General features: G+C 66.0%; 19 protein-coding genes and 1 pseudogene. 11 read left to right on the forward strand and 9 right to left on the reverse strand.

Annotated elements, in window-relative coordinates:
• Positions 1 to 37 precede the first annotated feature (37 nt).
• The 4 genes from BLQ71_RS13860 to BLQ71_RS13875 all read left to right on the forward strand — a co-directional run bounded on the left by BLQ71_RS13860 (position 38) and on the right by BLQ71_RS13875 (position 4,445).
• Positions 38 to 1,558 carry an AMP-binding protein gene (locus BLQ71_RS13860; protein ID WP_074622130.1) on the forward strand — a complete coding sequence of 507 codons (1,521 nt, stop codon included), beginning with the start codon at positions 38 to 40 and terminating at the stop codon, positions 1,556 to 1,558.
• Between the two features lie 205 nt (positions 1,559 to 1,763).
• Positions 1,764 to 2,576: a UDP-2,3-diacylglucosamine diphosphatase gene (locus tag BLQ71_RS13865; RefSeq protein WP_074622131.1), complete on the forward strand. Its 813-nt coding sequence runs from the start codon at positions 1,764 to 1,766 to the stop codon at positions 2,574 to 2,576.
• On the forward strand, positions 2,576 to 3,796 hold the full coding sequence (locus BLQ71_RS13870; protein WP_088702312.1) for a BtaA family protein: 1,221 nt from the start codon (positions 2,576 to 2,578) through the stop codon (positions 3,794 to 3,796). The genes BLQ71_RS13865 and BLQ71_RS13870 overlap by 1 nt, the downstream gene beginning before the upstream one ends.
• 4 nt (positions 3,797 to 3,800) lie before the next feature.
• On the forward strand, positions 3,801 to 4,445 hold the full coding sequence (locus tag BLQ71_RS13875) for a class I SAM-dependent methyltransferase (protein WP_074622133.1): 645 nt from the start codon (positions 3,801 to 3,803) through the stop codon (positions 4,443 to 4,445).
• Here BLQ71_RS13875 and BLQ71_RS13880 read toward each other — a convergent pair.
• The 4 genes from BLQ71_RS13880 to BLQ71_RS13895 form a co-directional block, all read right to left on the reverse strand.
• Positions 4,442 to 4,939 (reverse strand): anthrone oxygenase family protein, encoded by a 498-nt coding sequence (locus BLQ71_RS13880; RefSeq protein WP_074622134.1) that lies wholly within the window; start codon positions 4,937 to 4,939, stop codon positions 4,442 to 4,444. The two genes, BLQ71_RS13875 and BLQ71_RS13880, sit on opposite strands and share 4 nt — an antisense overlap.
• 66 nt (positions 4,940 to 5,005) lie before the next feature.
• Entirely contained in the window at positions 5,006 to 5,437 is a 432-nt protein-coding gene (locus BLQ71_RS13885) for a DUF4345 domain-containing protein (protein ID WP_074622135.1), read from the reverse strand.
• A gap of 28 nt (positions 5,438 to 5,465) precedes the next feature.
• Positions 5,466 to 6,287, reverse strand: coding sequence for an NAD(P)H-binding protein (locus BLQ71_RS13890; RefSeq protein ID WP_074622136.1), 822 nt, complete (start codon positions 6,285 to 6,287; stop codon positions 5,466 to 5,468).
• 105 nt (positions 6,288 to 6,392) lie between these two features.
• Positions 6,393 to 7,397, reverse strand: a complete 1,005-nt coding sequence (locus BLQ71_RS13895) for an AraC family transcriptional regulator (RefSeq protein ID WP_074622137.1) — start codon at positions 7,395 to 7,397, stop codon at positions 6,393 to 6,395.
• A 311-nt stretch (positions 7,398 to 7,708) separates the two neighbouring features.
• On the opposite strand from BLQ71_RS13895, the gene BLQ71_RS13900 reads away from it, so the two are divergent.
• From BLQ71_RS13900 to BLQ71_RS13925, 7 genes and pseudogenes are all read left to right on the forward strand, one after another.
• Positions 7,709 to 8,851, forward strand: a complete 1,143-nt coding sequence (locus BLQ71_RS13900) for an SPM autocatalytic domain-containing protein (RefSeq protein WP_074622138.1) — start codon at positions 7,709 to 7,711, stop codon at positions 8,849 to 8,851.
• A 59-nt stretch (positions 8,852 to 8,910) separates the two neighbouring features.
• Positions 8,911 to 10,215 carry a calcium-binding protein gene (locus BLQ71_RS13905; RefSeq protein WP_074622139.1) on the forward strand — a complete coding sequence of 435 codons (1,305 nt, stop codon included), beginning with the start codon at positions 8,911 to 8,913 and terminating at the stop codon, positions 10,213 to 10,215.
• Positions 10,160 to 10,432: a hypothetical protein gene (locus BLQ71_RS13910; protein ID WP_074622140.1), complete on the forward strand. Its 273-nt coding sequence runs from the start codon at positions 10,160 to 10,162 to the stop codon at positions 10,430 to 10,432. Before BLQ71_RS13905 ends, BLQ71_RS13910 begins: the two co-directional genes overlap by 56 nt.
• Positions 10,432 to 10,494: pseudogene (locus BLQ71_RS27065) on the forward strand (hypothetical protein); the annotation flags it as partial. The gene BLQ71_RS13910 and the pseudogene BLQ71_RS27065, both read left to right, overlap by 1 nt.
• A gap of 10 nt (positions 10,495 to 10,504) precedes the next feature.
• Complete coding sequence (locus BLQ71_RS27070) at positions 10,505 to 10,870, forward strand: M10 family metallopeptidase C-terminal domain-containing protein (protein WP_074622141.1); 366 nt, start codon at positions 10,505 to 10,507, stop codon at positions 10,868 to 10,870.
• 143 nt (positions 10,871 to 11,013) lie between these two features.
• Positions 11,014 to 12,045, forward strand: a complete 1,032-nt coding sequence (locus BLQ71_RS13920; RefSeq protein ID WP_074622142.1) for an ABC transporter ATP-binding protein — start codon at positions 11,014 to 11,016, stop codon at positions 12,043 to 12,045.
• Positions 12,042 to 12,560, forward strand: coding sequence for an HD domain-containing protein (locus BLQ71_RS13925; protein WP_074622143.1), 519 nt, complete (start codon positions 12,042 to 12,044; stop codon positions 12,558 to 12,560). The genes BLQ71_RS13920 and BLQ71_RS13925 overlap by 4 nt, the downstream gene beginning before the upstream one ends.
• Before the next feature lie 6 nt (positions 12,561 to 12,566).
• On the opposite strand, the gene BLQ71_RS13930 is transcribed toward BLQ71_RS13925, so the two are convergent.
• From BLQ71_RS13930 to BLQ71_RS13950, 5 genes are all read right to left on the reverse strand, one after another.
• Positions 12,567 to 14,276: an ABC transporter permease gene (locus tag BLQ71_RS13930; protein ID WP_074622144.1), complete on the reverse strand. Its 1,710-nt coding sequence runs from the start codon at positions 14,274 to 14,276 to the stop codon at positions 12,567 to 12,569.
• Between the two features lie 4 nt (positions 14,277 to 14,280).
• Positions 14,281 to 15,255 (reverse strand): ABC transporter substrate-binding protein, encoded by a 975-nt coding sequence (locus BLQ71_RS13935; protein ID WP_074622145.1) that lies wholly within the window; start codon positions 15,253 to 15,255, stop codon positions 14,281 to 14,283.
• 77 nt (positions 15,256 to 15,332) lie between these two features.
• Positions 15,333 to 17,069 carry a dihydroxyacetone kinase subunit DhaL gene (gene dhaL / locus BLQ71_RS13940; RefSeq protein WP_074622146.1) on the reverse strand — a complete coding sequence of 579 codons (1,737 nt, stop codon included), beginning with the start codon at positions 17,067 to 17,069 and terminating at the stop codon, positions 15,333 to 15,335.
• Positions 17,070 to 17,094: 25 nt separating this feature from the next.
• Positions 17,095 to 18,765, reverse strand: a complete 1,671-nt coding sequence (locus BLQ71_RS13945) for a glycerol-3-phosphate dehydrogenase/oxidase (RefSeq protein WP_074622147.1) — start codon at positions 18,763 to 18,765, stop codon at positions 17,095 to 17,097.
• Positions 18,758 to 20,296, reverse strand: coding sequence for an FGGY-family carbohydrate kinase (locus tag BLQ71_RS13950; RefSeq protein ID WP_074622148.1), 1,539 nt, complete (start codon positions 20,294 to 20,296; stop codon positions 18,758 to 18,760). Before BLQ71_RS13950 ends, BLQ71_RS13945 begins: the two co-directional genes overlap by 8 nt.
• Positions 20,297 to 20,371 lie beyond the last annotated feature (75 nt).

Raw genomic sequence — 20,371 nt, forward strand, 5'->3', positions numbered from 1 at the left:
CGGCGGGGGCGTTTCGTTTGATGATGGAGACCGAGGCATGAACCCTGCTGAATGGCTGAGCCGCACGGCAACCCGCTGGCCTGGCCGTTCGGCGCTGTTCAAGGGGATGACCTGCGACGCGGATTACGGAACCTTTGCGGCCCGGGCCGCGGGCATCGGGGCGGCTCTTGCCGCGCGCGGAATTGGCCGGGGGGATCAGGTCGCGCTCTTCATGGCGAACCGGACCGAGTACCTTGAGGCGCTCTATGGCACTTGGTGGGCCGGAGCGGCGGCTGTGCCCATCAACGGCAAGCTGCACCCGCGCGAGGCGGCCTGGATCATCGAGGATGCGGAGGTGGCGCTGGTCTTTGCGGACGATAAAGGCGCCAGTGCGCTGGGGGATCTGACCTCCGGGCCACTGATCTCGACCGAGGGAGACGCCTTTCGCGAGATGCGCGAAACGGTTTCCTCTGGTGGTCCTGCATCCCTGGCCCAGGGCGACATGGCCTGGCTGTTCTACACGTCCGGCACAACCGGTCGTCCCAAGGGCGTGATGATTTCCTGCGGCAACATCATCGCCATGACGATGAGCTATTTCGCGGATGTGGACGAGGTACAGGCTGAGGACGCGATCCTCTATGCTGCCCCGATGAGCCACGGTGCAGGGCTGTACAACTTCATGCATGTGCTGCGTGGCGCGCGCCATGTGGTGCCGGACAGCGGCGGGTTCGACGCCGCGGAGATCCTGCGAATCGCACCGGATATTGGCCCGGTTTCCATGTTCGCCGCCCCCACGATGGTGCGGCGGCTTGTGGACGTGGCCAAGGCGGCAGGCCAGACAGGCGAGGGGTTGCGCACCGTGGTCTATGCCGGGGGGCCGATGTACGAGGCGGATATTCTGGAGGCAGTCCAGCAAATGGGGCCGCGTTTCGTGCAGATCTACGGGCAGGGCGAATGCCCGATGGGGATCACCGCCCTGCCGCGCGCGGACGTGGCCGACCGGGACACGCCGGGCTGGCGCGAACGGCTGAACTCTGTCGGGCGGGCGCAAAGCCTCGTCGAGGTCGCGATCCTCGACAGCGAGGGCGCGGACCTGCCCGTGGGCGAGGTGGGGGAAATCGCGGTGCGTGGCGCCACCGTCATGCCCGGCTATTGGCGCAACTCTCAGGCCACAGCCAAGACGCTGCGCGACGGCTGGCTCTGGACCGGCGACATGGGGCGCATGGATGGCGAAGGTTACGTCACCCTGCACGACAGGTCCAAGGACATGATCATCTCTGGCGGGTCGAACATCTACCCGCGCGAGGTCGAGGAGGTGCTGCTGTCGCATCCCCTGGTCAACGAGGTTGCGGTCGTGGGCCAGCAGGATCCGGAATGGGGAGAGGTCGTGGTGGCCTTTGTCGTCTGTCAACCTGGACATGCCCTGGATGCGGTGGAGCTGGACGCGCTCTGTCTCGATCGGATCGCGCGGTTCAAACGGCCCAAAACCTACCACTTTGCCGAGGAGTTGCCCAAGAACAACTATGGCAAGGTCCTCAAGACCGAGCTTCGGGAAAGGCTTGCAAACAAGGAAGGGTGAGATGGGGTCAACCTCCCTGTCCGCCGGGGTCGATGCCACGACGGGGAAGGAGGCGGGAGGCAGGCCGGCCCAAAGCCCGCAGGCGATTGGATGGACAGATCGCCGCGACCGCACAGGGTTCATAGGATTGAAACAAAATCGTCATGTCGGTGAAGCACGGACGGCCTAGGCGCTGTCGAAACGCGAACAACAAGCTGGCAACGCGGTGTCCGACCGAACGATTTTCATTTCCGACGTGCATCTTGGCACCCGGGGCTGCCGGGCCGGGCTGCTTGTCGAATTCCTGAACAGGCACGAGGCCGAAACGCTTTACCTCGTTGGCGACATCTTTGACGGCTGGCGGCTGCAGCGCGGCTGGCATTGGCCGGAAGCACACAATGACGTGGTGCAGGCGGTGCTGGAAAAGGCGCACAAGGGCACCCGCGTCGTTTTCATCCCCGGCAACCATGACGAGGTCATGCGCAATTACTTCGGCGTCCATTTCGGCGGCATCGAGGTCAAGAACCAGGACGATTTCCGCGCCGCCGACGGCAAGCGATACCTGGTCACGCATGGCGACGAATTCGACGCGGTGGTGATGAACGCCAAGTGGCTGGCCCACCTGGGTGACCGCGCCTACGCGCTGCTGATCTGGCTGAACCCCAGGATCAACCGGGTGCGCCGCCTGTGGTCCCGCCGCTACTGGTCGCTGTCGAAATGGAGCAAGCAGCAGGTCAAGCAGGCGGTCAACTACATCTGCAAGTTCGAAGAGGTGCTGGCCCAGGACGCCCGCCAAAAGGGCTTTGACGGGGTGATCTGCGGCCACATCCACCACGCGGCGATCCGAGACGTCGGCGAGATCCGCTACATCAACACCGGAGACTGGGTCGAGAGCTGCACCGCGATCATCGAGAACCACGAAGGCGAGATGCGGCTGATCGACTGGGAAGCCCGGAACAACCGTCAGCACATGCTGAAACAGCGCGCCAAGCGGCGCGCCCGCAGCAGCCAGAAGAAACAGAGCAGACAGGAAGCATGATGAGCGACACGACCAGCGACTTGATCGGCGAAGCGGTCTACCAGAACAGGTCCTTCTCCTTCGCTTCCCTGTCCGACCGGGTCTTTGCGCGGCTGTTCCGGGGGTTGGTCTATCCGCAGATCTGGGAAGACCCGGTTTGCGACATGACCGCCTTGGGCCTTGGTCGCGAGGATCACGTTGTCTGCATCGCCTCGGGCGGCTGCAACATGATGAGCTATCTGACCGCGCGCCCGGCCTCGGTCACGGCGGTGGACCTGTCGCCCTGGCATGTCGAATTGAATCGGCTGAAACTGGAGGCCGCGCAGCGCCTGCCGGATCATGCCAGTTTCTACGCGCTGTTCGGGCGTGCTGACCAAGCGGAAAACGTGGCACTTTTGGACCGTTACGTGCTGCCCTACCTGGACCCTCAAGCGCGGGTCTTCTGGAACGGGCGCGAGCGCTTTCGCCGACGAAAGTCCATGTTCGCGCGCGGGTTTTACCGTTTCGGCGTTCTGGGCACCTTTCTGGGGGCCGTGCACCTCGTGGCGCGGATCGGCGGCGTGGATTTCACCCGGCTCCTGAGCGCCCGGACGCTGGAGGACCAGCGCGCCTTTTTCGAAGATGAGATCAAGCCGCTCTATCGTTCGCGCCTTGTCCGGTTTGCCGCGCGCCGCCGGGCCTCGCTGTTCGGGCTGGGCATTCCCCCGGCGCAATACGACAAGCTGGCCGCCGATGCCGATGGCGATATCGTCAAGGTGCTGGAGGAACGCACGCGCAAGCTGTTCTGCGACTTCCCGATCGGCGAGAACTACTTTGCCTGGCAGGCCGCAAACCGGGCCTACAAGGAGGATGGCACCGGACCGGTGCCGCCCTACCTCGAAAAATGGAACTTCGAGGCGCTGCGCGCCGCGGCCGGCCGCGCGACGGTGCTGAACCGTTCGATCACCGATGTGCTGGCAGAGGCCCCGGCAGCGTCGAAATCGGTCTATGTCCTGCTGGACGCGCAGGACTGGATGACGGACGACCAGCTGGCCGCGCTGTGGCGCGAGATCACCCGGACGGCCATGCCAGGCGCGCGGGTCCTGTTCCGCACCGGCGGGGGGCCGGATATCCTGCCCGGACGCGTTTCCGCAGAGCTGCTGGATCAGTGGACCTACGATGCACCGGCGTCCGAGCGCGCCTTTGCCGAGGACCGCTCGGCGATTTACGGCGGTGTCCATCTCTATCGCCGGAAGGGCTGAGCCGATGAGCGATGTGGCAGATCACGGGCGGTTGATGGACGATGTCTATCGCTACCAGCGCCTCTTTTACGACATCACCCGCAAGTACTACCTGCTGGGGCGCGACCATCTGATCAAAAACATGGCGGTGCACCCCGGCGACCGGGTGTTGGAAGTGGCCTGTGGCACCGGGCGCAACCTGGCTGCGATCCGCAAGCGGCATCCCCGCGCGCTGCTCTTCGGGCTGGATATCTCGGACCAGATGTTGATTTCCGCCCGCCGCAAGCTGGACGGCGCGGCGCGCCTGGCGCAGGCGGATGCCTGTTCCTTCGATCCCGAGGCGCTGTTCGGCGAGGCGCAGTTCGATCACATCGTGTTTTCCTACAGCCTGTCGATGATCCCCGACTGGCAGCGGGCGCTGGACGAGGCCAAGCGCCACTTGGCTCCGGGCGGCTCCCTGCATGTCGTGGATTTCGGCGACCAGGCGCGCCTGCCGGGGTGGTTCAAAGGCGCCTTGCGCGCCTGGCTGGCCCGGTTCCACGTCACGCCCCGCGATACGCTAGGCGCGGCTTTGTATGAGATGGCGGGGGGCGCGGCAGCCCTGAGCGGGCAAGACCTGTACCGGGGCTACGCGGTCTACGGTCGTCTGACGCGCCAGCCGGAGGGTTAGAGCGCCCCGGCCTTCCAGATCACTGCGGTCATCAACAGGACAGAGGACAGCGCGCAGGCTATGGTCCGCACCGTGTTCCAGAAGGTCCACCGGGGCAGGTAGGTCCCGGTCCAGTAGTCCCGCACTGTCGCGGTCGCCGGTTCCATTGCGGCCAGCCGCTCGTTCATCGGCACATTGCGGATCACGGTGACACCGAAGCACCCGGCGAGGTAGACCAGCCCCGCCAGCAGGATCAGCCTGTCGGCAGGGGTCTCCAGGTTCATAGCGGCAAATCCCGACAGCAGCAGCGACACCGGGGCCATGCCCATGAAGAGGATCATGAAGACCCAGCGGAACACTTCTCGGTTGATGACCTGCATCGCCTCGACACCGCCACTGCCGCTGGTCCGCGCAAGTGACCGCATGATGAAATCGGAGAAGGCCAGGAAAACGCCGGCCAGGAGAGCATAGGCAAGAATGGCGCCCTGCAGGAGCGCAAGAAAGATCGTCGTCATGTCGGGAGTCCTTTTGTCATGCGGATGCCGGGGCAGGACGGCTTGCACCGTCCCGCGCGTTGGTTGTCAGGCCGCGGGGGCGTGGCTGCTGTTGCCTTGCGGCGCAGGGGGGCGGGACCCGCGGCGAAAGGCCAGAAGGCAAAGCGCGGCGATCCCGACCTCGAAGGCCAGCGCACCCAGGATGCTGCCGGAGGGCATTCCATCTACGAGCACCCCGACCAGCCGGCCCGCGGGAAAGGCGATGTAGACGGTCAGCGCCGCTGCCAGCGCGACCTGGCGCATGGTGCGGTTCACCATTCCCCACAGCATCAGGCCGCCCAGCACGGCCAGCCCGGCCCCGGGTGCACGCAGCTCGCTCAGCAGGCTGGCGTCATCTGCCAGGCTGATGCCGTAACTGGCGTAGAACTGGTGCGGAACGGCAAGGATGCAGAGGCCGATCACCAGTGCCGTAATGCCCGCGAGCCCGAGCGTGATCTTCTGAAAGAGCGAAAGTGTCATGTCTGGTCCTTTCCTGAAACAGGGGCGGTCAGGCCGCGAGCGGCCATTTGCCGGCCTGGGCTGCCGCGCGCGCAAAGTCGGCGAAGTCGCGGGGCGCCCGGCCAAGGGCACGCTGCACACCGTCCCCGAGGTTGGCGTTGCGTCCGTCCAGGGTTTCCCGCGCGATGGCGGTAAAGACGTCGGCGACGAAATCGCCCCCGGCGCTGGCCACGTTGGCGTGGAACTCCTCGAAGGAAATCGGCAGGTATTGGATCGGGCGGCCGATGGCGGTGGACAATTCCCCGGCCATCTCGGCAAAGCTCATCAGGCGGGGGCCTGTCACCTCGTACAACTCGCCTTCGTGGCCGCCCTCGGTCAGTGCGGCGACCACGACGTCGGCGATGTCGTCCACGTCGATGATCGGTTCCACCACGTCTCCGCCGGGCATCGGCAGGACACCGGCCAGCACCGGATCGCGCAGGTAGCCTTCGCTGAAGTTCTGCGCGAACCAGGCGGCGCGCACGATGGTGAAATCCGGACCGGCATTGCGCACGACCTCTTCACCGAGGCGGGCGTGATGTTCCCCCCGGCCCGACAGCAGGACCAGGTGGCCCACACCGGCGGCGCGGGCGGTGCGGCACAACGCGTCCAGCTTTTCGACGGCGCCGGGAAAGGCGAGGTCGGGGAAATAGGTGATGTAGGCGGCGCGGACACCGGACAGGGCCGCCGCCCAGGTTTCGGGCGCCTCCCAGTCGAAGGGGATCGGGGCATTGCGCGACCCTAGGCGCACGGCATGTCCAAGCGCCTGCAGTTTGCTTGCAACGCGCGAACCTGTCTTTCCGTTGGCGCCGATGACGAGAATGGGGTGCATGGTCTGTCTCCTTGTCTGAACATGATGACAGAGGGATAGACCGTTGGCAGGCGCCGGGTATTGACCGCCATCGCCAGCGTTTTGACAGTTGTTGCCAATGCTGGATCAGCCCGTGCCGTGCACCTTGCGGTAGCTGGCAGGGGTCCGCCCGACCCAACGTTTGAACGCGCGGGTAAAGGAACTCTGCTCGGAAAAGCCGGTCAGGAAGGCGACCTCTGCCAGCGAATACCTCTCGTCGCGCAGTAGCCCTTCGGCCAGTTCGCGACGGGTCTCGGCGGTCAGGGTCTGAAAGCTCAGCCCCTGTTCGGACAGCCGCCGGTGAAAGCTGCGCGCGCTGAGGCCAAGGCCCCGGGCGATATCGGCCATTTTTGGCAGGCCCTCGCTGAGTGCACGGGCGATGGCGGCCTTGGACCGCGTCTCCAGCGTATCCTCCCCGGCAATCTCGGACAGCTCCTCGTCCAGATGCGAGATCAGGAAGCGCGTGATCCCCTCATCCCCCAGGATGTTCGGCTGTCTGGCCGCCTCGTGGGAAATCAGCAGCGCGTCCATGTCATTGCCGAAATGGACGGGGCATCCGAACCAGCTTTCGTGGTGGGACAGGGTACGCGGCGGTGGATGTTGAAACCGCGCCTCGAGCGGCGCAAAGGGCACCGGGCTGACCTGCCGGGCAATCGACACCGCGCTGGCCAGCGACGTCTCGTTCGAGAGCCTGAGACCAAGCCGCCGCGCCCCGGCCCGTTGCAGGACCAGCAGGACGCCACGCGGATCGGGCCGCAATTCGTATTCCACCACGCTGGTCCAGACCCGCGCATAGCGTTCAATCCGCGCCAGCGATCCCATCAGGTCGGGGGCGGCCTTCCAGGCCAGGCCAAGCGCCCCGTATTCGTCACAGCGCATGGAGGCGCCGACCTTCAGCGGCAGGTCGGTCGGGTCGACCGTCTCGGCGATGCGTTCCAGCATGTCGTAATAGACGGTCACGGGCACCATGATCTTGGGGTCCCAGGGGGCGTCGGGGTCCAGGCCCAGCCCGCGCAGCAGGTTTGGGCCGTCGACCACTGGTCCGACCGCCGCGATCACCTTGCGCGGGAAAAGCGATGTCACGTACCCCATGACGCGCAGACTACCCCTTGTCCGGCATCGCGGTCCAATCCTTGCCGTCCCTCTGGCGCACAAGGGGCATCCGCCCGTGCAGCCGTGCCACGCCATGCCGGGCATTCTGGAAATTGGCATGAAAACCCATTTCATCCTGATTTTTCAGCACGCGTCGATTCAAATTCACGCCCCGAGCGGCCGAAAATGCTCGGGAAGTCCGCAAAAGCGGCCTTGGCAAATCATGCCCTTAGCGGGGACCAAAAGATGGAGATAGATTTGCCGGTCGCTGTCATTACCGGCGTGTTGGATTTGAGTTTCCAGGGTGAATCATGAGCGACGGCATTCTTGAAGTCATTGTCGAGACGGGAACCAAGGTCTGGGCCGGGAACGTGGTCGACGACGCCATCGGAGCCTCCATGACGGACGCGGCAAAATCGGAACTGTCCGACATCCTTGGCGATGCCCTCGGTGAGCCGCTCGAAGAAATCGCCGAAATCATCGACGAAAAATTGCCCATCGGAGAGAGCGATCTGTTCGAGGCGGCAGGCGAAGCCTTTTCCAAGACGCTTGAGGTCGTCGATTTCGTCAACGACGTGCGTGCGATCGCGGACAATTCGCAGCTGAACGCGGCTCAGAAAGAAGCGGTGATCCTGTTCAAGATCATCGAGCAGTTTACGCCCTGGATGACCGGCTCTCTGACTGAGCTTGCCGAAAGGATGTTCGAAACCCTCAACGAGGGGCAGGTCCTTCTGGACGCGTTGATCGACCAATACCCGGAACATCTTTCACGCGGACCCGACGGTGGCATCCTGCTGGAGCTTCCGGGGCAGCCTCCGGTTCCGATCGAGGACTTCGCCGACCCCCATGCTCCGCCCGCCGTGCCCGAGGACCTCACCGGACCGGCCGATCCTGACAACCCGTCCGCCCGGACGCCGCTCAGCTCTCCTCCGGCGGCTATCCTGGGGCCGGCGGGATCGACCAACGGCGCCCCGCTGCAGACCTGTCCGCTGATCCTGGACCTTGACGGTGACGGGATCGCGGTCACGGCGCTGGGTCCTACGGCGGCGACCGGGTCCAACCTCTATCTCGACCTCGACAGCGACGGTTTCGCCGAGCGTACGGCCTGGATTCTGCCCGAGGGTCAGACAAACAACACAGGCACCGGCGGGGATGACGCCTTTCTGGTTCGGGACGTGAACGGCAACGGCATCATCGACGACGAGACAGAGATGTTCTGCATCACGGAGGTGTATGAAACGGGCTTTGACAACCTCGCGGCGCTGGACAGCAACGGAGATGGCCGGGTCAATGCCCGCGACGCCGCCTTTTCCGAATTGCAGCTGTGGATCGACTCGAATGGCGACGGGGTCAGCGATGCCGACGAATTGCATACGCTGGACGACTACGACATTTTGGCGATTTCCGTGGTCATGACGGGTCTGCCGGCACGATCACCGACCTTTGGTTCCTGAACGACGATCTGAATACGATCAATCGCGGTGACTACCTGCTTGACGCACGCGTCCTGGCCTTGCCGATCTTGCGCGGATTTGGCGACCTGACAGACCTGCATGTCGCGATGAGCCTGGACGAGGCGTTGCTGGATCTGGTGGCCGCGTTCAAGGTGAACTGGTCCTGGGAGGTGCTCGGAGACCCTGCGGCCCTTGATGCGCTGGCCGAAGAGATCGTCCAGCGCTGGGCCGGGGTGCAGGACGTGGCAGCCGGGTCGCGCGGGCCGCACATCGACGCGCGTGTTCTGGAAACGATGGAAATGCTCAGCGGCAACCTCTTTGGTGTGACCGCCGGGTTGGAGGTCCGCGACCCCGAAGGCTATTGGCAGGCCGATGCGGTCGAGGCAGCCTATGAACAGTTTCTGAACCTTGTGAAGGTGCAGCTGATCCTGCAGGTCGGCGGCCAGTTCCTGTTCGGAGCCTCGGCGGGCCTCTATGAATTCGGCACCGCCACTCTGACCCGCCAAGGCATAGATCAGGCGATGGTTTCGGAATTGGCCAACATTGCCGCCACGCTTGCCGATCCCAATGGCTTCTGGATGGAAGTGGCGCGCATCATCGCATTTGCCGGTCCCGGAGACGGACTTGTCCCCGAACAGACTGCCTGGCTGGCCAGCGCTGTCAGCGCAACTACCACCGGCGTGACATGGCAGGGGTTTGTCCACGCGGTGAAGACCCAGCTTGCCGCGGTCAACTTGCTGGGCACCGATCAGCATGACGCTCAGTTCGGTGGGCCCGGGCATGGTTTCCTGACCGGCCTCGGCGGTCCCGATTGTCAAAGCGGGGGCGGCGGGCGGGATGCCCTGCACGGTGGGGCGGGGGATGATGAACAATACGGCGGCGCCGGGGTCGACTTCCTGCACGGCAACGAGGGGGACGATACCCTTATGGGCGAGGGCGGCAACGATGAGCTGTACCGAGGCGAGGACAACGACACTTACATCTGGAACCCTGGGGACGGGGCCGACCTGATCGACGAGACCGGCGGCACGGACGCGATCCGCTTTGGTCCGGGCATCGCGCCGGGGGATCTGAGTTTCAACCTCGACGGCTACAGCCTCAACGTGCATGTGGGTGGCGAGACATTGACCCTGAGCGGCCAGTTCGACATGGCCGGGTCGGTCGTAGAGCGGGCGGAGGTCGCGAATGGCAGCCACCTGTCGCTGCTGGGACCGTTCGCCATCCAGGGCACGCCGGGGCTGGATTACCTGCAGGGCTTTGCAGGTCTGACCCGCATCCTGAGTGGATTGGAGGGAGACGACGAGCTTTATGGCTCTGACGTCAACGACCTGCTGGACGGCGGACCGGGCGGCGACGCCCTATGACGCCCTGTACGGAGAGCGGGGCCGCGACACGGCGGTCTATGCCGACGCGCCGGGCGGGTTGATCGCGGATCTGGCCAATTCCACGCACGACACCGGCGAGGCGCGCGACGACAGCAACCTGTCGATCGAAAACCTCTTTGGCTGTGCCTTTGGTGACGTGTTGCGGGGGGATGAAGGGGACAACCTGCTGCAGGGGCTGGGGGGGATGATACCCTGATCGGCCGCGGCTGCGATGACACGCTGCTGGGCGGTGCGGGGGATGACGCGTTGCGTGGCGATGCCGGAGCGGATGTGCTGCGCGGCGACGCGGGGCAGGACCGGCGGACCCGGGGCAGATCACCTTACGGGTGGCGCGGATGCCGATACCTTTGCCTTCGCCTCGGTGGCCGAAACCGGCATCGGTGCGCAACGCGACCAGATCCTGGACTTTGAACAGGGACTTGACGTGATCAACCTAGCGGCACTGGTGCCGTCGAGTTTCACGTTCTGCGGAACCAGCTCGTTTTCCGCGGCGCGGGGCCCTGAACTGCGCCTGTTCGAAACGCCCAGCGGCTCGGCCATCGTGCAGTTGGACCGCGATGGCGATGGCACCATAGACGAAGAGATCCGGGTGGCCGCCGTAACCGGGCTGACGGCCGGGGATTTTGTCCTCTAGGAGGGTGCTGGACCCTGGCACCGGGTTGCGGTTCTGCCCGTCCCGGTCGTAAGGATCGACCTGCAAAGCGGGCGCCGGTGCCCGCCGACAGGGGCGGGACATCCCGGCAAGACCGGGTTCCCGACGCAGCGAGGTGCAGGCGAATGACGACGGGCATCGAGGTCAGTGGTATCGGCAAGGACTATGCCGGGAAACCGGCCGTCGCCGAGGTTTCATTCACGGTGGCCGACCGTGAGCTCTTTGTCATCGTTGGGGAATCCGGCTGCGGCAAGAGCACGCTGTTGCGCCTGATCGCGGGGCTTGAAACCCCGGATCGCGGCGAGATCCTGCTGCACGGCGACAGGGTGGCAGGTCAGGGCACGATGGTCCCGCCGGAACAGCGCGGCACGGGGTTCGTCTTTCAGTCCTACGCGCTCTGGCCGCACATGACAGTACGGGACAACGTGGCCTTTCCGCTGGAAGCTGGCGGCATGTCGCGCAAGCAGGCGGCGCGCTCTGTCGAGGCGCATCTTGAAACCGTCTCCTTGCAGGACATGGCAGGGCGCAAACCCGAGGCGCTGTCCGGCGGCCAGCGTCAGCGCGTGGCCCTTGCGCGCTGCCTGGCAGGCGGGGCGCGGACAATCCTCATGGACGAACCGCTGGCCAATCTCGATCCGCACCTGCGCGGATCGATGGAGCGGGAACTGCTGCATTTTCACCGCTCGTCCGGGGCGACCACGCTGTATATCACCCATGACCAGCGCGAAGCGATGGCCCTGGCAGACCGCATGGCGGTGATGAAAGGCGGGCGGTTTCTGCAGGTGGGAACGCCACAGGAGATTTACGAACGGCCCGGATCCGTCGAGGTGGCGGAATTCATCGGTCATGGCAGCGTCGTGGAGGTTTTCTATCGCGACGGTATGGCCGAGCTTGCGGGCTGCCGATTTGACGTCACCACCGCACCCGGACAGCCGGAAGGACCGGCGCAGGCGCTGGTGCGCCCGGAGGCCATTGTGGTCGGCGATGAAGGGCAATTGACTGGTTCGGTGCGCAGTGTCCTCTATCGCGGCGGGATCTGGGAGGCTGTGGTGGCCCTTGATGCCGGGGCCGGTCTGACGGTGGCTCATGACGCGCCGATGCGGGTCGGGGACAGGTTGGCCCTGCGGATCAAGCGGGCCTGGGTCTTGCCGGGATGAAGGCGCCCGAAGACTGGTTTCCAGCCGATGCGCCCCGGCTTGCCCATATCCGTCAAGTCATGCGCGTGGCCCAGGTGGTCGAGGCGCGGCAGGATTTCGGCGGGCGGCTGGTCATCGCGGCGGCCTATCACGACATCGGCTATGCCAGGGCTTTTGCCGAAACGGGATTTCACCCGGTCGACGGGGCCATCCTGGCCCGGGCCGACGGCTGCGATGCCGAGGTTGTGGACGCGGTGCTGCATCACTCCGGGGCCCGTGGTCTTTGCCTGCGGACACGGACCGATCTTGCCGGACACTACGGGCCGGCCTGCCGCATGATGGACACCTCTCTCAGCCGGGCGCTGACCTTTTGCGACAATCGCTCTGGCCCGAACGGAGAAGCCCTGACCCTGGCCGAGCGGATCGCGGACATACGCCAAAGGCACGCGGGCAACCCCGCGCTCTTAGAGACAACCGCAGACTACCTGCCCCTGTTCGAACGGATCGACGCCGAGTTTGCGCCACTCCTGTCCTGAGGCGGGTTACATCCGCCAGGGCACCACGCCGCGCGGCGCCTGTCGCCCCAGCCGGTCCAGCGCGGCCATCAGAAGGACCGTGGCCACCACCGTCACGCTGGCCATCGCGGCGGCAAGGGTGGTGTAACCGCCATCTTCGTAGTTGTAGATCGTCGTTCCGATGGTCTCGTTCCCGCTGGACCACAGCAGGGCGGACACGGTGACCTCGTTGTAGGCGGTCAGGAACACGAGGATCGCGCCCGACGCCGCCGCCGGGGCGATCAGCGGCAGGAAAATCCGCCGCATTCGTAGCCCATAGCACGCGCCCGAGATCCGGGCGGCCTCGTCCAAAGCCGGGTCCAACTGCACGAAGGCGGCGCTGACGGGCTTCAGCGCGATGGAAAAGAATGCGCAGAGATAGGCGATCAGGATGATCCCCAGCGTGTTGTAGAGCGAGACGTTGAACAGCGGCAGGGGTTTGAGAAAGGCGAGGATGAAGGCGATCGAGATCACGAGGCCCGGAATGGCATAGGTCATCTCGCTCAGTGTCGCGATGCCCAGGCCGGTGCTGCGCACGGCGCGCCGGGGTGAGGACATGAAATGCGCGACAAGGATGCTGCCCAGGGCGATGATCCCCGCAGCCGTGGCGGCGGTCAGGGAAGAGTTCAGAAAGGCGCGCGCGGTGACGGATTGCCGGAACAGGATCTCGGCAAAATTGTCCAGCGTGATCGTGTCCGCGTTCAGGGGCAACCCATAGGTGCGCACCAGCGCCGTCGCCACCAGCGCCGCGATGGGCAGGACCAGCGTGCCCAGCACCAGCAGAGCCAGCCCGGTCTCGGTCCAGCCGCGCATTCGCCCCAGGCGGATGTGCAGGGGCGGCTGCGGGGGGCCGATCAGCGTGCTGCGGGCGTTCCGCAACAACAACATCTGCACCAGGATCACCGCCACCGCCAAGAGCGCCAGGATCGAGGCGATCACCGCCACGTCGGTCAGCACAGAGGGGCCGAAGCTGGCCAGCCGCTGCCAGATCAGCACGGGCAGGGTGATGTAGCGCGCGGGGATGCCCAGCAGCGCCTGGATCCCGAAATTCCCCAAGGCCGAGACGAAGGCCAGCGCATAGCCGGCGATCAGCGTCGGCGCCAGCAGTGGCAGGATAATGCGCCGGAGCAACCTGCCGCCGCCGGCCCCGGCGATCCGCGCGGCATCGCTCATTTCGCGTGGCAGGGCGCGGAGAGCGGCAAGCACAACAAGAAAGACCAGCGGCGTGTGCTGGACGCCCAGCAGAAAGATCAGCCCGCCGGGAGAGTACAGGGGGTGCGTGGTGCCCAGTTCCGGGGCGATCCCCAGACTGCGCAGGATCGGAGAGGATGGCCCCATCGCCTGGATCCAGGCAATCGCCGTCACATGCGGCGGGATCATCATCGGGATCAGCAGAAGGAAGGTGAAGACACCCTTCCAGCGAATGTCGGTCAACCCGATGGCCAGCGCGATCCCCGTGCCCGCGACCAGCGAGATAAGCGAGGAGAAAAAGGCGCTTTCCAGCGAATGCGTGAAGGCGCGCCAGACCGAGCGCGAGGACAGCGCATCCGACAGCGGCGCCAGCGAAAAGACGTCGTCCTGTGTCACGCCGACACGCGCCAGCAGGCCCAGCGGAAAGACCAGCAGGGCCAGCGCGAAAAAGATGACAGCGGCAAGGGTCAGGCCCTCGCCGCTGCGCAGGAAGTTCAACAGCCGCAAGAGGTCAGCCGCCGAAGATCTCGGTGAACTTCATCTTGTTGGCCTGGTCGTTCGCCAGCGCCTTGGCGGGGTCGAAATCCAGCAGCTTGATGTCGTTCAGCGCCGGGAACCCCTCGGGCGGGGTGATGGCGGGATGCGCGGGCAGGTATCCCATGTCGGCGGCCAGTTGCTGGCCCTCTTCCGAGATCAGGAAGTCGACAAAGGCCTTGGCGGCGTCCGGGTTCTGCGCAGTCGACAGGATGGCGACCGGCTCTGTCACGGCAGAGACACCTTCCTCTGGGAAGACGAACTCGACCGGGGCGCCGTCCAGCTTGTTGCGGATCGGCAGGAAGTCGACCACGAACCCATAGAGTTTCTCGCCGCCCGCGACGGCCTTGTAGGTGCCACCGTTGCCGCCTTCGGGGATGGCGCCTTGCGCGGCCAGGCCCTCGTAGAAATCCCAGCCCAGGTCGGGATGCGCGGTGATGGCGGCCATGTGGATGGTCGCCGCGCCCGAGGTCAGCGGCGAGGGCATCGCCAGCTTGTCCTTTGCGGCCTCTTTCAGCAGGTCGGCATAGGAGGTCGGGACCATCTCGGCGCCGGTGTTGTAGACGATGCCGGTGGTGATCAGCTTGGTCGAGAAATAGTGCCCTTCAGCATCCATCAGGGATGGGTCATAGGCGCTGGTGTCGGCCTCGGGGTAAGCCATCAGGCGACCTTCGGCCTCCAGCCCTTCCATCGTGACCATGTCGGCGATCAGCAGCACGTCCGGCTGCGGGGCGCCGGCGGCGAATTCGGCGCGCAGCTTGGCCATGACCTTGGTGGTGCCGTCGCGGATCCATTCGACCTCGACCTCCGGGTACTTGGCCTGGAAGGCGTCGACCGTTTGCTGGGCATCGGCATTGGGCTGAGAGGTATACAGCACCAGCTTGCCCGACACCTCGGCCATCGCCGAAGTCGAAAGCAGCGCGACAGCAAGCGCGGAAAGGGCGAAACGCATGAGGGTCTCCATGATTTGGTTACATCGGCGACGGGCTATCAGAGCAATGTGACAGTCTTTCAACGGTCGGATCGGTGCTACAGCGCATCCGACCAGGCGGCCAGCAAAAGGGCGGCGGAGGCCGCCCCGGGGTCCACGTGACCGACGGACCGCTGGCCCAGTTTCTGCGACCGGCCCTTGCCGCTTTGCATCTGTGCGGTGGCATCGGCGCCACGCCGGGCGGCGTCGCGCGCGCGGATCAGCGCGTCCTGCAGCGTGGCGCCCTCGCGGGCCGCGACGCCAGCGGCCTCAGCGGCGGGCATCCAGGCGTCCAGCATGGTCTTGTCGCCGGGCCGTGCACCGCCGCGTCCCGCGATGCCCTGCGCCATGCCATCCAGCCAGGCGGCCAGCGCGCGGGTGTCCAGGGCCCAACGGTCGGACACGGCCCGCCCGGCCGCGCCGAACCCCGAGGCATAGAGCGGCCCGGCAGAGGCGCCGACGGCAGAGAGAAAGCTATCGGCGATCACCCTGCAGAGATCGGTGATCGTCATGTCCCGGTCTGCCGCGTCCATCGCGGTCATCACGGCCTTCCAGCCGATTTCCATTGTCACGCCGTGGTCGCCATCGCCGATTTCGCCGTCGAGCGCGCAAAGCCTGTCCACGGCGCCAAAGATCGCCTCGGCCCCGGCCTGCATCATGGTGCGAAACTCTGCCGGGGTGACTTCGCCATCGGTGCGCAGGTCGGTGCGGTCGCCAGAGTGCGCCACTGGGGCAACCCTGTCCCTATGTCTGCGCGGGCGGGCGGTGCGGGTGACATCGGGTTTGCCGACGCGCAGCGCGGGCGTCTCGCAGGGATGGTCCAGCCATGCCTGCAGGTCCGCATCCAGCCTCATCAGGGTGATCGAGGCGCCCTCCATGTCCAGCGAGGTGCAGTATTCGCCGACCCAGCTGTGGTGGATCGTGATCCGCCGGTCTTCCAGCAATTGCGCGACACGCCAGTGCAGCAGGTAAAGCTCCAGCAGGCTGGTCGAGCCCAACCCGTTGACCAGAACGGCCACCCGGTCGCCCGCCGTGCAGGCCAGTTCCTCGAGGATCGGCGGCAGCAGGCGGTCCACGACCGCGTCTGCGCCCTCGGCAGGGCCGCGTTCGATGCCGGGCTCGCCGTGGATGCCCATGCCGATTTCCATCTCGCCCACGGGCAGGTCGAAATTCGGACGCCCGGTCTGGGGCAGGATGCAGGCAGAGAGCGCCACGCCCATTGTTCGGGTTGCCGCGTTTGCGCGTGCGGCAGCCTGTTCGACCTCGTCGAGGCTCAGGCCCAGATCCGCAGCCGCCCCCGCCACCTTGAAGACAAAGAAATCCCCGGCGATCCCGCGCCGTTCGCTGGCCCGTTCGGGCGGGGCCGAGGCGATGTCATCGGTTACGAGGAAAGAGCGCGCGGTGATCCCCTGTTCGGCCAGCCCCTCTTCGGCCATGCCGAAATTCATCACGTCCCCGGTGTAGTTACCGTAAAGAAACAGCACCCCCGTGCCGCCGTCGGCGGCAAATCCCGCGTCCATGATCTGCGCGGGCGAGGGCGAGGCAAAGATGTTCCCAAGCGGCGCCGCATCGGCCAGCCCCTTGCCGACATAGCCCGCAAAGGCGGGTTCGTGACCCGAGCCGCCGCCAATGACGATGCCGACCTTGCCGTCGCGCGGGCCGTTCAACGCGACGATGGCCCGGCCGGTCTCCCCCTCGACGCAGATCAGGTCGGGATGGGCTGAGACCATGCCGGCCACGAGATCCTCGATCAGGGTGTCGGGATCGTTGATCAGCTTGCGGTGCTTCTGCGACATGATGCGGCCTCCCTTTCGGCGCAGGCTAGCGCAAGTCGAGGTGAACGCCATGCCTTTCGGACAGGAGTTTCGCCAGCTCCGCCAGTTCCCGCTGCTCCCGATCCGGGCCCCAACCTAACGCCCCGCCCGCGATCCGCGCGACAGCGCGGCACAGGGCAGGCGTCAGGCGCCCGCTGATGGCCAGTGACGTGCGGCGCAGCAGGATGTCGGACAGGTGTTGGACCGCCTCGTGCCCGGCGATCCAGTCGATCTCGCGGTCGGTGTGGTCCGGCGCGTCGGGCAGGGGGGTGGCATCATGGCCCTCATGCGCGGCGATGTTGCGCGCGGTGGTCCCGTAGCGGTCCAGCAGGACGGCCACGCGGTCCGGCGCAACGGCGGTCTCAGCCGCGACGTCTTTGATCCACGCCTGCCGCGCCTCGGCTGTTCGGGGCATGTCCCGTCCACCGCCGATGGGCATCTCGTCGGTCTTCTGCTGGCGGGACATGCCAAGCTCGGCCAGCACCCGGTCGCTGACCTCTGCCGAAAAGGCGCGGAAGGTGGTCCATTTGCCGCCGACCAGGGACATGACAGGAAAGGCGCGCTGCGGCGTCGCCGGGTCCAGCGGGGCGGAATGGTCGCGGCTGATGAGCCCGGGCGCCACGCCCTCGGAGTTGGGCAAAGGGCGAATGCCCGCGTAGGCATAGACGATCTGGTCGTGATCAAAGTGCAGTCCGGGCAGCAGATCGCGCAGGCTCTGGATGAAATAGGCGGTCTCGGCCTCGGTGCAGATCACGGCATCGGGGTCTTTCGCCGGGATGTCGGTGGACCCGACCAGCGCCTTGCCGTGAAAGGGAAAGACCAGCAGGATGCGTCCGTCGTCCCCTTCGAAATAGATCATCCGCCCGTCCAGCTGGTCCAGCAACTCGGGGTGATCCAGCAGGATATGCGATCCCTTGGTTCCCCCGATCAGCCGGGTGTCCAGTCCCAGCACTGCATTCACTTTGTCGATCCAGGGGCCGGCGGCATTGACCACGAAACGCGGGCGGATGACACGGCGCTGGCCCTGCGGCCCGCGCAGCGACACGGTGCCGTCCTGTTGTCCCTCGACCGTGGTCCAGTTCAGCGCCTCTGACGCGGGTGACAGGGCGACCCCGTCAGAGGTCAGCTCCATCACCAGCCGTTCCGGAGCGGTCACGGTGGCGTCGTAATAGGTGCCGACGGCGACGATCCGGGGCGTCAGGGCCGGGATCTGGGCCAGGGCGCGCGCCCGGCCCAACATGCCGTGCCTGGGCATCTGGCGCGCCTTCGCGCCGTAGAAATCGTAGATCGCCAGTCCTGCCTTGATCAGCAGCGCCCCACGGCTGCGCGGCGCCGTCTTCGAGCCGAAGAAAGTCCGCAGCGCGGCCCAGACACCCTTTGTCCAGGACTGGATCGGGATCACGGTGGGCAGGGGGTGGACCAGGTGCGCCGCGTTCCTTAGCAGCAGGTTCCGTTCATAGGTGGATTCCGCGACAAGGCGGAATTCCCCGGTTTCGAGGTATTTCAGTCCGCCGTGGATCAGGCGTGACGGTGCCGCGCTGGTGCCCGACCCGAAATCACCCTTGTCGACGATCATGCATTTCAGCCCCTGCGCGCAGAGATCGCGGAACACGCCGGCGCCGTTCACCCCGGCGCCGATGACCAGCACGTCAAGGTCTTCTGCGGCAGGCTCAGTCATTGGCGGTGCCCCGGGCGAGGGTTTCGAGGCTGTTCAGGCGATCCCAGGCCGCGCCCATGCCTTCGGCGATCTCGTGGTAGATGGCGTAGCGCCGGGCGTAATGCGCGGCTCGTTCTGGCGTCGGCAGATAGGTGGTTTCCAGCGCGGCGAGATCGCGCGGATCGGCGTTCCAGCCCGCAAAGGCGCCCACCGCGGCCCCGGCACACAGCGCGGCGCCCCAGGCGGCGGCCTCGTCCGTGTCGGTGACTGTGACGGGCATGTCCAGCACATCGGCAAAAAGTTGTGCCACCGACGGATTGCGTGAGGCCCCGCCGGTCAGCCGGGCCTCGCTGCCGCCGAAACTGCCGCGCAGCGCATCGACGTGATCGCGGTGGTTGAAGGCCACCCCCTCCAGCAGCGCGGCCAGCAAGTCGCCGCGTTCGTGCCAACCCCGCAGACCCAGGAAACCCGCGCTGGGCGCCGCGCCCATAGGAGAACCGAAGAGATAGGGATGATAGAGGATCGAGGAGGGGCGGCTCAGCGCCGCGTCGATTTCGGGGCGTAGAAAGGCGTGGATGTCCTGGCCCTCGGCCCGTGCCTGCGCCCGCTCCACGGCGCAGAAGGTGTCGAGGAACCAGTCATAATTCGTGGTCGACGCGGGCGAGATGGACATGTTGTTCCACTGGCCCGCGTCGATGGCATTGCGGCAGAACCAGCGGGCATCCACGATTGGCCGGGTCGAGACGCTTTCGTTGATCGAATAGGTGCCGGCGACGATCCCCACGACACCGGGCCGATGCGCGCCGATCCCCAACGCCGAGGCGGTCACGTCATGCAGCCCCGCCGCGACGGGCGTTCCCGGGCGCAGGCCGGTCACCTCCGCGGCCGCCTGCGTGACCTCTCCGACCACGCTGGCGGAATGGTCGGCGCGGGGCAGGGCGCCCTGCACATCGCCAAGGCCGAACAGCTCCAGCGCCTCTTGTGACCAGGTTTGCGACTGCACGTCGGTGAAAGAGGTGCTGGCCTCGGTGTGATCGGTGCCGATGCGCCCGCTGAGGCAGAAGCACAGCCAATCCTTGCAGGCAAGAACATGGCCGATTTGCGCGAAACGGTCCGGCTCATGGCGCTGCACCCAGCCAAGCAGCGCGGAATGGGCCGAGACATGCGGCACCTGCCCGGTCAGGGCCAGCGCGCGCTTGTCGGTCCCATTGGTCTGCCAGTCCTCGACGATCTGGAAGGCGCGACTGTCCAGCGACAGGATGCCCGTCCCCAGCGGCTTGCCTACCTTGTCCAGCAGGTAGATCCCGTCGCCATGCGCGGTGGCGGCCACGGCGACGATACGCGCCGGGTCGGTCCCGCTGGTTTCCAGCACGTCCCGGATGGCCGAGGCAGTCTGCCGCCAGAGATCGGTCATGTCCCGCTCGACCCGGCGGGGCGCGGGTTTGAGCTGTGTCACGTTGCGACGCGCGACAGCCAGCTGTGTCCCCTTCAGGTCGAAGATCACCGCCTTTGTCACGGTCAGACCGCTGTCGATGGCCAGGATCCGGTCCATGTCATGCCTCTCGGGATTGTCCGAAAAAAGGTCGGAGCCCGGGGGAGGAAGGCCGGGCTCCGGAGGTGGCGTGAA

The organism is Antarctobacter albus, assembly GCF_900101505.1.
GTDB classification, from domain to species: Bacteria; Pseudomonadota; Alphaproteobacteria; order Rhodobacterales; family Rhodobacteraceae; genus Antarctobacter; species Antarctobacter albus.

Excerpts from the sequence above, each read along its gene's own strand:
- BLQ71_RS13860 (WP_074622130.1), top strand. The coding sequence starts at position 38 with ATGAACCCTGCTGAATGGCTGAGCCGCACGGCAACCCGCTGGCCTGGC.
- BLQ71_RS13870 (WP_088702312.1), top strand. The coding sequence starts at position 2,576 with ATGAGCGACACGACCAGCGACTTGATCGGCGAAGCGGTCTACCAGAAC.
- BLQ71_RS13875 (WP_074622133.1), top strand. The coding sequence starts at position 3,801 with ATGAGCGATGTGGCAGATCACGGGCGGTTGATGGACGATGTCTATCGC.
- BLQ71_RS13880 (WP_074622134.1), bottom strand. The coding sequence starts at position 4,939 with ATGACGACGATCTTTCTTGCGCTCCTGCAGGGCGCCATTCTTGCCTAT.
- BLQ71_RS13885 (WP_074622135.1), bottom strand. The coding sequence starts at position 5,437 with ATGACACTTTCGCTCTTTCAGAAGATCACGCTCGGGCTCGCGGGCATT.
- BLQ71_RS13890 (WP_074622136.1), bottom strand. The coding sequence starts at position 6,287 with ATGCACCCCATTCTCGTCATCGGCGCCAACGGAAAGACAGGTTCGCGC.
- BLQ71_RS13895 (WP_074622137.1), bottom strand. The coding sequence starts at position 7,397 with ATGGGGTACGTGACATCGCTTTTCCCGCGCAAGGTGATCGCGGCGGTC.
- BLQ71_RS13900 (WP_074622138.1), top strand. The coding sequence starts at position 7,709 with ATGAGCGACGGCATTCTTGAAGTCATTGTCGAGACGGGAACCAAGGTC.
- BLQ71_RS13910 (WP_074622140.1), top strand. The coding sequence starts at position 10,160 with ATGGCTCTGACGTCAACGACCTGCTGGACGGCGGACCGGGCGGCGACG.
- BLQ71_RS27070 (WP_074622141.1), top strand. The coding sequence starts at position 10,505 with ATGTGCTGCGCGGCGACGCGGGGCAGGACCGGCGGACCCGGGGCAGAT.
- BLQ71_RS13920 (WP_074622142.1), top strand. The coding sequence starts at position 11,014 with ATGACGACGGGCATCGAGGTCAGTGGTATCGGCAAGGACTATGCCGGG.
- BLQ71_RS13925 (WP_074622143.1), top strand. The coding sequence starts at position 12,042 with ATGAAGGCGCCCGAAGACTGGTTTCCAGCCGATGCGCCCCGGCTTGCC.
- BLQ71_RS13935 (WP_074622145.1), bottom strand. The coding sequence starts at position 15,255 with ATGCGTTTCGCCCTTTCCGCGCTTGCTGTCGCGCTGCTTTCGACTTCG.
- dhaL (WP_074622146.1), bottom strand. The coding sequence starts at position 17,069 with ATGTCGCAGAAGCACCGCAAGCTGATCAACGATCCCGACACCCTGATC.
- BLQ71_RS13945 (WP_074622147.1), bottom strand. The coding sequence starts at position 18,765 with ATGACTGAGCCTGCCGCAGAAGACCTTGACGTGCTGGTCATCGGCGCC.
- BLQ71_RS13950 (WP_074622148.1), bottom strand. The coding sequence starts at position 20,296 with ATGGACCGGATCCTGGCCATCGACAGCGGTCTGACCGTGACAAAGGCG.